Here is a 9,307-nt window from a genome sequence, read left to right as displayed (position 1 = left end):
GGAATATGGAAACCATTTGCGACCTCAGGACGGTTTAAAGTAATAATTGCCAAATCCTCTTCAAGCTGATAAATAATATGTTCCATCTGGACTCCTTTTTTATTTTTATAAGCAAGTTAAATTATTTTATTTTCAAAGTATATCTTTTTTATTCTAAAAAAGCAAGAATAAGAATGTAATAAGTGTCTCAGCCGATTTTAGATTCCTTATCTTTTCCTGTAAAATAGCTTATTTTCTTCATTTGAAAAAAGGCTTTCTTTCTGCTATAATCGTATAAAATACTTACTTTAGGAGTTCTTATGAAAGTTGTTAAATTTGGAGGTAGCTCTCTTGCCTCTGCTAGTCAATTAGAAAAAGTTTTAAACATCGTTAAAAGCGATAAAGAGCGCCGTTTTGTCGTCGTTTCTGCACCCGGCAAACGCAATGCTGAAGATACTAAGGTAACTGATGCCTTGATTAAATACTATCGCGACTATGTGGCTGGTAATGACATCAGTGCTAGTCAAAGCTGGATCATTGATCGTTATGCCGCTATGGTCAGTGAACTAGGGTTAAAACCTGCTGTTTTAGAAAAAATCTCTAAAAGTATTCGGGCCTTGGCAACTCTTCCTATAGAGGACAATGAATTTCTCTATGATACCTTCCTAGCTGCTGGAGAAAATAACAATGCCAAATTGATTGCAGCCTACTTTAACCAAAACGGCATCGATGCACGCTATGTTCACCCAAGAGAAGCTGGGATTGTTGTCACAAGTGAACCAGGAAATGCACGTATCATTCCATCTAGTTATGACAAGATTGAAGGCTTGGCTGATAGCACCGAAGTTCTTGTCATCCCTGGTTTCTTTGGTGTGACTAAGGAAAATCAAATCTGTACTTTTTCACGTGGTGGTTCAGATATCACAGGTTCTATCATTGCAGCAGGTGTTAAGGCTGATCTCTATGAGAACTTTACAGACGTAGATGGTATCTTTGCTGCCCATCCTGGTATTATCCACCAACCTCACTCCATTCCTGAATTAACCTACCGTGAAATGCGTGAGTTGGCTTACGCTGGATTTTCAGTCCTTCATGACGAGGCCCTTCTTCCTGCTTACCGCGGAAAAATTCCTCTTGTCATCAAGAATACCAACAACCCTGACCACCCAGGAACACGCATTGTTTTAGAACACAGTAGTGATAAATTCCCAGTAGTCGGGATTGCGGGTGACTCAGGATTCGTCAGCATCAACATGTCAAAATACCTCATGAACCGTGAAGTAGGGTTTGGTCGCAAGGTTCTTCAAATCCTTGAGGACCTCAATATCGGTTGGGAACACATGCCTACAGGTATAGACGATCTTTCAATCATCCTCCGCTCCCGTGAATTGACTCCTATCAAAGAAGAAGAAATTCTACGTCAACTCGTTCAAAAGGCTGAAGTGGACCATGCTGAAATCGAACATGACCTTTCCATCATTATGATTGTCGGAGAAAAGATGAAGAGCCATATCGGGGTAACTGCTACTGCAACACGTGCTTTGTCTGAGAATAAAATCAACATCCAGATGATGTCCCAAGGTTCAAGTGAAGTTTCCATCATGTTTGTTGTCAATAAAGAGCAAGAAAAAGCAGCTATCAAGGCTCTCTATCATGCCTTTTTCGGTGAAAGTAAGGAAGATTAATCATGGCCCAATCACTCAATCAAGCCATTGACCTCCAAACCACTGGAACATCTTACCTCTCTATCTCTGGAAAAGTTGGAAAATTTCTAGTTGGGGATCAAGCCTTAGAGTTTTATCCTGATGTCAATGTCGAACAATATATCCAAATCCCCTGGTCCAGCATTCAGCAAATCGGAGCCAACGTCACTGGTCGCAAAATCAGTCGCCACTTCGAAGTCTTTACAGACAGAGGAAAATTCCTCTTTGCATCAAAAGACTCAGGTGCCATTCTCAAAATTGCTCGCGAAAAACTGGGCAACGACAAAGTCGTCAAGCTTCCGACCCTAATTCAGACCATTGGTCAAAAACTTAAAAATCTATTTGCAAAAAAGTAGAAACTTTAGTATAATCATAGCAACGGATAAGTAGGTTATCTCCTTCTTTCAGAAAGTCTGCGGGTGCTGCGAGCAGATAGGAGGGATAGGTGAAATTCTACCGTTGTTCACAATTACATATACAATCAAGTGCACACCTGTGAAGTTGGATGGAACCGTGGCCCTGCCACTCCAACGCTTTGTCAGGTGTGCTTTTTTCATAAAGGAGTTCTTATGTTAGATATTAAACGTATTCGCACAGATTTTGAGGCTGTCGCTGAAAAATTAGCTACACGTGGTGTAGATGCTGCTATCTTAAATGAGATGAAAGAAATCGATGCTAAACGTCGTGACATCTTGGTCAAGGTTGAAACGCTCAAAGCAGAACGTAACACAGTTTCTGCTGAGATTGCCCAAGCCAAGCGCAACAAGGAAAATGCCGATGACAAGATTGCTGCGATGCAAACCCTATCTGCTGAAGTCAAAGCCTTGGATGCTGAATTGGCGGACATCGATGCTAAATTGACAGAATTTACCACTACTCTTCCAAACATCCCTGCTGACAGTGTTCCTATCGGAGCTGATGAAGATGACAATGTGGAAGTTCGCCGTTGGGGTACTCCACGCGAGTTTGACTTCGAGCCAAAAGCTCACTGGGATCTTGGTGAAGACTTGGGTATCCTTGACTGGGAACGCGGTGGTAAGGTAACAGGAGCTCGCTTCCTCTTCTATAAAGGACTCGGTGCTCGTTTGGAACGTGCTATCTACAACTTTATGTTGGATGAGCACGGTAAAGAAGGCTATACGGAAGTTATCACACCATACATTGTTAACCATGACTCTATGTTTGGTACTGGTCAATATCCAAAATTTAAGGAAGATACTTTTGAATTGAAAGACACTAATTATGTCCTCATTCCTACAGCTGAAGTGCCTCTTACAAACTACTACCGTGATGAAATTCTTGACGGTAAAGACCTGCCAATCTACTTTACCGCTATGAGTCCATCATTCCGTTCTGAGGCTGGTTCTGCCGGTCGTGATACACGTGGCTTGATTCGTCTGCACCAATTCCACAAGGTTGAAATGGTCAAATTTGCCAAACCAGAAGAATCTTACGAAGAATTGGAAAAGATGACAGCCAATGCTGAAAATATTCTTCAAAAACTCAACCTTCCATACCGTGTCGTTGCCCTCTCTACAGGAGATATGGGCTTCTCAGCTGCTAAGACTTACGACTTGGAAGTGTGGATTCCGGCGCAAAATACTTACCGTGAAATCTCAAGCTGTTCAAATACAGAAGATTTCCAAGCCCGTCGTGCCCAAATCCGTTACCGTGATGAAGCCGATGGCAAGGTGAAACTCCTTCACACTTTGAACGGTTCTGGACTTGCAGTTGGACGTACAGTTGCTGCTATTCTTGAAAACTACCAAAATGCAGATGGTTCTGTAACTATTCCAGAAGCACTTCGTCCATACATGGGTGGTGCTGAAGTTATCAAACCATAAAAAATAAGGTTTAGCTATTTCTAGCTAGACCTTTTTTCGTAACCAAATCAGATAAGCACCCAATACAAAGAATAAAATAGTTAGGCAAATAACGGTTTCAGCAAACACCAGATAATCCAGAAATGGAAGTTTCAAAATTCCCTGAACCATCTTGAGCGATGTGGCCGTGATAATGGTGGGGAAGGTGAGGGCTGAGAAGGCTGGTTGAAATCCTCGCTTTAAAATATGGGGCAGGCGAGTCAAAACAAAGAAAAAGAAGGACTGAGATGCCAAAATCATGACGATCAAGAGCCAAGTCGGTAGACCTGCTCCTCCAACTCGAACTAGGGAAGCCAAGAGTAGGGAAAAGGGAGCACAGTAGATTCCTTCTTGTCCAAGCAAGGCCACTGGGAGTGGATCTTTCTTTAAATCCCTATAAATAAGCGGATAGAGATAGAAGGTTAAGACAAAACCAAAACTCAAGGTCGCATAGGCAATTTCAATGATTCCAATAAGAGGATAGGTCAAGGCCGCTACTGCTATTCCCACATAGAGCACCGTCCAGCTTGGAGTCGCATTGACCCTCCGACCTGGACAGGCAAATTTGATGGTAAAAGTAGCAATCAAAGCCAAATCCAAGAGAAATGAAAACCACCAGAGCCCTTGTGCTACCAAGGAAAGATTGGGAAACAGGCGTAGGACATAAGTCGATAAAATCATCCCAGCCATGGGAAAGGTCGCCATTCCTGACAAAAGAGGAGGCTTGGTCAATTCTTGCTTAGTTTCCTTCCAATTAAAGAGATGTAGAAGCAGAAAGTATATCCACAAAACTAAGCCAGTAAGACTCAACAGATGGGATAGAACCGGCAACGTATCTAAAATAAGATTTCCAGCTCCTGCTAAACCTAGCAAACAACCAGAAAATACCAAGGGGAGTTTTTTCATCCTAACCTCCAATAATCATGTTAGTTTCAGTATAGCATAAAAGCGCTTAAATGAGGACTTAAAAAAACGAAGTCCGTTGATTTCAGACTTCATTTTACTCAGATATGAATTAAGCATAAGGTTGCAATTCTGGATTAATTGGTGTATTGGCTAGGTTGTTAGCATAGTTACAGAGGCTTGCTAAGCTAACACCAAGAACCACATCCAAGGCATTTTGTTGGGTGTAACCAGCTTCTAGAAACTCAGCCAAGGCTTCATCTCCTACACGACCCTTGGTATTGATAACCGCCAAGGTAAACTTAGCTAGGGTGTCCAATTTAGGATCTGTTTCGATTGGAGTACGATTGCGAAGGGCTTGCAGAAGATCATCATTCATCTGGATTTGTTTGATTGAAAAGGCTGTGTGACCTGCGACGCAGAAGGCACAACCATTGGTCACGGCTGCAGTGATTTGCACCACTTCACGCTCAACGGGTGTCAGGCTGTTGCGACGATTGATAGCTCCGACAGTACGATAAGCCTCTAAAGCAGTCGGTGCATTAGCCAAGAGACCGATTAGATTGGGAATATAGCCATTATTATCTTTTTCTACTGTTTCAAGAACTTCTTTCACTTCTGCTGGCGCTGATTCTACTGTATGAATTGTAAATGTTGTCATCATAAAACCTCTTTTCATGTTGTTGAAATCTAGTCTATCACAGATTCTATACCGTGTATAATATATATTTTAAATTGCACTGATAGAAATTTTTTATGAAAGCCAAAAATCACACGCGATGTGTGATTCCATTATTTATTAAAATACTTTTTAGTCTCAGCAATAACAACTGGTGATAAAACTAAGAGGGCAATCAAGTTTGGCAGAGCCATCAAGGCATTGACAATATCTGCTATAATCCAAACCATATCCAACTCGATAAATCCTCCCAACAAGACCATGAGCACAAAAACCACACGGTAGAGCCAGATAAAACGAACCCCAAAGAGAAACTCGAAACAGCGTTCTCCATAGTAGTTCCAACCTAGAATCGTTGTAAAGGCAAAGAGCACAAGGAAGATGGTCAAGAGGGCAGGCCCAAAGTGTGAAAAGACCGTTGAAAAGGCTGACTGAGTCAAAGCCACTCCATTCAAGTCACCACTCCAAACACCAGTCACCAAGATGGTCAAACCAGTCAGAGTACAGATAATGAGTGTATCAATAAAGGTTCCTGTCATAGAAATCAAACCTTGCTCTACTGGTTCGTTTGTCTTAGCTGCAGCTGCTGCAATGGGAGCCGAACCCAGACCAGATTCGTTCGAGAACACACCTCGCGCCACACCATTTTGAATAGCCATCCGAATGCTAGCACCGGCAAATCCACCTACCGCAGCAACAGGACTAAAGGCTGAGGTCAAGATTAAAGCGATTGTGGCAGGAATTTTCCCGATATTAAAGAAAATAACTGTAAGAGTTCCCAAAATATAAATAATAGCCATAAAAGGAACAACAGTAGTTGAAACCTTTGAAATGGACTTGAGCCCGCCAAAGACTGCAATTGCTACAAATACAGACAACACAAGAGCTGTGATGGCTGGCGAAATAGTCGTCGTATTTTGGATAGATTCTGTAATCGAGTTGACTTGAGTGAAGGTTCCGATTCCCAACAAAGCTACTAGCACACCTGCTAGGGCAAAGAAGATGGCAAGGGGACGCCACTTTTCTCCCATCCCTAGAAGAATATAGTGCATTGGACCTCCCGCTACTGCACCATGATCATCCTTGGTACGGTATTTGATAGCTAGCAGTCCTTCCGCATACTTGGTAGCCATTCCAAAGAAAGCGGCCATCCACATCCAAAAGAGAGCTCCTGGTCCACCAACCTTTATAGCCGTAGCCACCCCGATAATATTTCCTGTACCAACTGTCGCTGCGAGGGCTGTACACAAGGCCGCAAAGCTGGATACATCGCCATGCCCCTTGTCCTTAGTAAAAATAAGCTGGAAAGCCTTGGGCAGACGCAAAACCTGCAAGAGTCCTAGACGAGCAGTTAGGTAAATCCCTGTCCCGACCAATAAAATCAAAAGGGGTGGGCCCCAAGCAAAAGCATCGATTGATTTAAGCAATTCTAACATTTCCTTCTCCTATCTTTTCAACCCCAAAAGAAAGAGCACATGCAAGATACATGTACTCTGGAATGCTTAGATAAATGCTAAAAAGCGGTCTATCCTAGCTCTGTCCTTTTACCTGAGAGTTTGAGCAGTTGCCTGCCTTGCCCCTTCGGTGCCTTTACGGTCTCTCCAGAGTTCCGTCCATTTACAGTCATGGAAAATCAAACGATTCCCCACTTCTATTAAACTTCATTCGGTGTTGGTATTTAATTGATTCTTATTTTACAAAAAATGTTGGCTTTTGTCAATGTGTTTATTAGTAAAAATTAGTTCAACAGTTTTTACTTTATAAGGTACAGAATACTTCTATCCTTTAAATGTCACAATAGTCGCACCACTGCCTCCAGCATTTTGTGGGGCATAGCCGAAACTCTTGACATGTTTGTTTCTTTGTAGATATTTGGTGACACCTTCACGGATAACTCCTGTTCCGATACCATGGATGATATCAACTTGAGCCATATTATTAAGCAAGGCTTGGTCGATAAAGGCATCTAGCTCATTCATTGCCTCTTCATAGCGCTTGCCTCGAAGGTCCAGTCTGGCTTGTGGACCACGACCAGAAGTTCGTTTCACAACATTGACTTGTTTCTTCTTGACTTGCTTTTCTTGCTGGGCTTGAACGAGGTCAAATTCTTTCTCTTCCAGGGTCATCTTGATTAAACCTACTTGGGCTTCCCAACGGCCATCCTTGAGTTGACTAGTCAAGGTACCACGCTGGCCATAACTAAGAACTACGATATCATCTCCCACCTTTGGAGCTCGTTTTTTCTTGGCCTTTTGAAGGACCTTATTTTTAGACAAGTCCACTTTTTCAGGAGCCAATTTTTTCAGCTTGGCCTTGGCTTCTATGATTTCGTGGGGTTTAAGTTGAGATTTGCTGTGGAGATTTTTGAGAATCTGATCACTCTCACTTAGGGCCATGTCCACAATCTCACTAGCTTGTTCACGCGCCTTGTTAAGCTCGGTTTCCTTTTCACGATTGAGCTCGTTGTAAAGTTTTTTTAGCGCACGGTTCATCTTGAGATTTTCTTGCTCCACCTCACGGATATTGTCCAAGCGTTTGCGGCTTTCCAGCGTCTGCTCTTCCAGCTGCTCAATAATACGATTGACATCATTGTCCTGATCAACCTGCTGACTGGCATCCCCTACGATAACTTCAGATAGACCTAAACGTTTAGCAATTTCAAAGGCATTGCTTCGACCAGGCACACCCTGCATAAAGCGATAGGTCGGACGAAGAGTTGCAGTATCAAACTCCATGCTGGCATTTTGCACAAAGGCTGTCTCAATACCGTAGGCCTTGAGTTCCGGATAGTGAGTTGTAGCCATGGTCTTGACTTGACGCAGGCGAAGGTCCTCCAGAATAGCCATAGCAAGGGCGGCTCCCTCTTGAGGATCTGTACCAGCTCCCAACTCATCCAAGAGTAAGAGTGAATGTTGGTTGACCTTGCCAAGAATATCCACAATATTGGTCATGTGGCTAGAGAAGGTAGACAAGCTCTGTTCAATAGATTGCTCATCGCCAATATCAGCAAAAATTTCTTCAAAAATACCAACACGACTTCCCTTATCTGCTAAAATCGGCAAACCTGACTGAGCCATAACCTGCGTCAAGCCCAGGGTTTTGAGCATGATAGTCTTACCACCTGTATTGGGACCTGTAATGACAATGGCTGTTAAATCTTTCCCAAAATGGACATCATTTGCAACGGCATTTTTGACCAAAGGATGGCAGACATGGAGCAGTTGAATTTCTTGATTTTCTGACAGCTGAGGAACGACTGCTTGCCTTTCTTGGATAAAGCGGACCTTGGCACGAATCAAGTCCAGATGGCCGATAATCCAAGCATCATTGGCAATCTCAGCCGCATGAGGGCGGACACGTTCAGAAATTTCTTGGAGAATGCGAAGCATTTCATAGCGCTCATCTGCTCGCAAACTAGCAATTTCTTCACTCAGTTTGACCACCTCACGGGGTTCAATATAGACTGTATTTCCACTAGCAGAAATATCATGAACGACACCTGCAATCTTATTGCGGTAGGTGTTTTTGACAGGTAGAACCTGACGGCCATTTCTACTGGCAACGATTCCTTCTGTCAACATCTGCGCTTTTTGCTTGAGCAAATCTTGCAAGACATCGCGTACCTGACTCTCGCTATCATGGATTTTTCGACGGATGCGCGCCAATTCTTCACTGGCAAAATTTTCAATGAAACCTGCATCATTAAAGGCTTGGAGATTTCCTTGTAATTGCGGAAAATCATGTAATTTCTCAAACCAAAGGGCTAATTCTTCCAAGCTAACATTTTCCAGATTGGCATAAAAACTTTGCAGTTCTCGGCTAGCAAGAAGTACTCGCTTCAAGAGTAGGAACTCCTCGATATTGAGGTCTGCCCCCATCTCCAACCGCTTGCAGACTCCTGCGATTTCCTTGGTTGCAAGAATGGTAAAATGCGGTTGCTCAACAAAAAGAGCCTGCATTTCCTTCATCTCAGCAAAAGCCTGTTTGATTTTATCTGCTTTGTCAGTCGGAGCCAGCTGTCTCAATTGCTCCAAGCCCTGATCGGTCAACAAATGGGGTTCAAACAAGGCCTTGACCTTATTGAACTCTAATGTTTCTAATATTTTCTTATTCATCGTTATTTCCTTGTCTTTGAATGTCTAGGTGTAGTAACTTTTTACATTCAGTCAAATCTGTAAACA

At 42.8% G+C, this 9,307-nt stretch carries 7 protein-coding genes, 1 pseudogene and 1 riboswitch; of the genes and pseudogenes, 3 read left to right on the top strand and 5 right to left on the bottom strand.

Features of this window, described 5'->3' with window-relative positions:
• Window positions 1–86 (bottom strand): annotated as a pseudogene (locus QZ359_RS02035) (enoyl-CoA hydratase); the annotation flags it as partial.
• 213 nt (window positions 87–299) lie between these two features.
• On the opposite strand from QZ359_RS02035, the gene QZ359_RS02030 reads away from it, so the two are divergent.
• The 3 genes from QZ359_RS02030 to serS all read left to right on the top strand — a co-directional run bounded on the left by QZ359_RS02030 (window position 300) and on the right by serS (window position 3,526).
• Window positions 300–1,664: an aspartate kinase gene (locus QZ359_RS02030; protein WP_101785335.1), complete on the top strand. Its 1,365-nt coding sequence runs from the start codon at window positions 300–302 to the stop codon at window positions 1,662–1,664.
• A 2-nt stretch (window positions 1,665–1,666) separates the two neighbouring features.
• Window positions 1,667–2,038 carry a DUF956 family protein gene (locus tag QZ359_RS02025; protein ID WP_293957455.1) on the top strand — a complete coding sequence of 124 codons (372 nt, stop codon included), beginning with the start codon at window positions 1,667–1,669 and terminating at the stop codon, window positions 2,036–2,038.
• Window positions 2,039–2,251: 213 nt separating this feature from the next.
• Window positions 2,252–3,526, top strand: coding sequence for a serine--tRNA ligase (gene serS / locus QZ359_RS02020; protein ID WP_101785337.1), 1,275 nt, complete (start codon window positions 2,252–2,254; stop codon window positions 3,524–3,526).
• Between the two features lie 24 nt (window positions 3,527–3,550).
• On the opposite strand, the gene QZ359_RS02015 is transcribed toward serS, so the two are convergent.
• The 4 genes from QZ359_RS02015 to QZ359_RS02000 form a co-directional block, all read right to left on the bottom strand.
• Window positions 3,551–4,450, bottom strand: a complete 900-nt coding sequence (locus QZ359_RS02015; protein WP_101785339.1) for a TDT family transporter — start codon at window positions 4,448–4,450, stop codon at window positions 3,551–3,553.
• Window positions 4,451–4,559: 109 nt separating this feature from the next.
• Window positions 4,560–5,108, bottom strand: coding sequence for a carboxymuconolactone decarboxylase family protein (locus QZ359_RS02010; RefSeq protein ID WP_000206768.1), 549 nt, complete (start codon window positions 5,106–5,108; stop codon window positions 4,560–4,562).
• A 131-nt stretch (window positions 5,109–5,239) separates the two neighbouring features.
• Window positions 5,240–6,562, bottom strand: a complete 1,323-nt coding sequence (locus QZ359_RS02005; protein WP_000891462.1) for a sodium:alanine symporter family protein — start codon at window positions 6,560–6,562, stop codon at window positions 5,240–5,242.
• 90 nt (window positions 6,563–6,652) lie between these two features.
• A riboswitch (glycine riboswitch) is annotated at window positions 6,653–6,741 on the bottom strand.
• 163 nt (window positions 6,742–6,904) lie between these two features.
• Window positions 6,905–9,241: an endonuclease MutS2 gene (locus QZ359_RS02000; RefSeq protein ID WP_293957447.1), complete on the bottom strand. Its 2,337-nt coding sequence runs from the start codon at window positions 9,239–9,241 to the stop codon at window positions 6,905–6,907.
• Between the last annotated feature and the right edge of the window lie 66 nt (window positions 9,242–9,307).

It is taken from the genome of Streptococcus sp. (assembly GCF_019414905.1).
Lineage (GTDB): Bacteria > Bacillota > Bacilli > Lactobacillales > Streptococcaceae > Streptococcus.
Note: the sequence above shows the minus strand (reverse complement) of the source record. Positions and strands in the feature narration are given on the sequence as shown.

Bases quoted from the DNA above. Each gene is read 5' to 3' on its own strand.
- QZ359_RS02030 (WP_101785335.1), top strand. From the start codon at position 300: ATGAAAGTTGTTAAATTTGGAGGTAGCTCTCTTGCCTCTGCTAGTCAA.
- QZ359_RS02025 (WP_293957455.1), top strand. From the start codon at position 1,667: ATGGCCCAATCACTCAATCAAGCCATTGACCTCCAAACCACTGGAACA.
- serS (WP_101785337.1), top strand. From the start codon at position 2,252: ATGTTAGATATTAAACGTATTCGCACAGATTTTGAGGCTGTCGCTGAA.
- QZ359_RS02015 (WP_101785339.1), bottom strand. From the start codon at position 4,450: ATGAAAAAACTCCCCTTGGTATTTTCTGGTTGTTTGCTAGGTTTAGCA.
- QZ359_RS02010 (WP_000206768.1), bottom strand. From the start codon at position 5,108: ATGACAACATTTACAATTCATACAGTAGAATCAGCGCCAGCAGAAGTG.
- QZ359_RS02005 (WP_000891462.1), bottom strand. From the start codon at position 6,562: ATGTTAGAATTGCTTAAATCAATCGATGCTTTTGCTTGGGGCCCACCC.
- QZ359_RS02000 (WP_293957447.1), bottom strand. From the start codon at position 9,241: ATGAATAAGAAAATATTAGAAACATTAGAGTTCAATAAGGTCAAGGCC.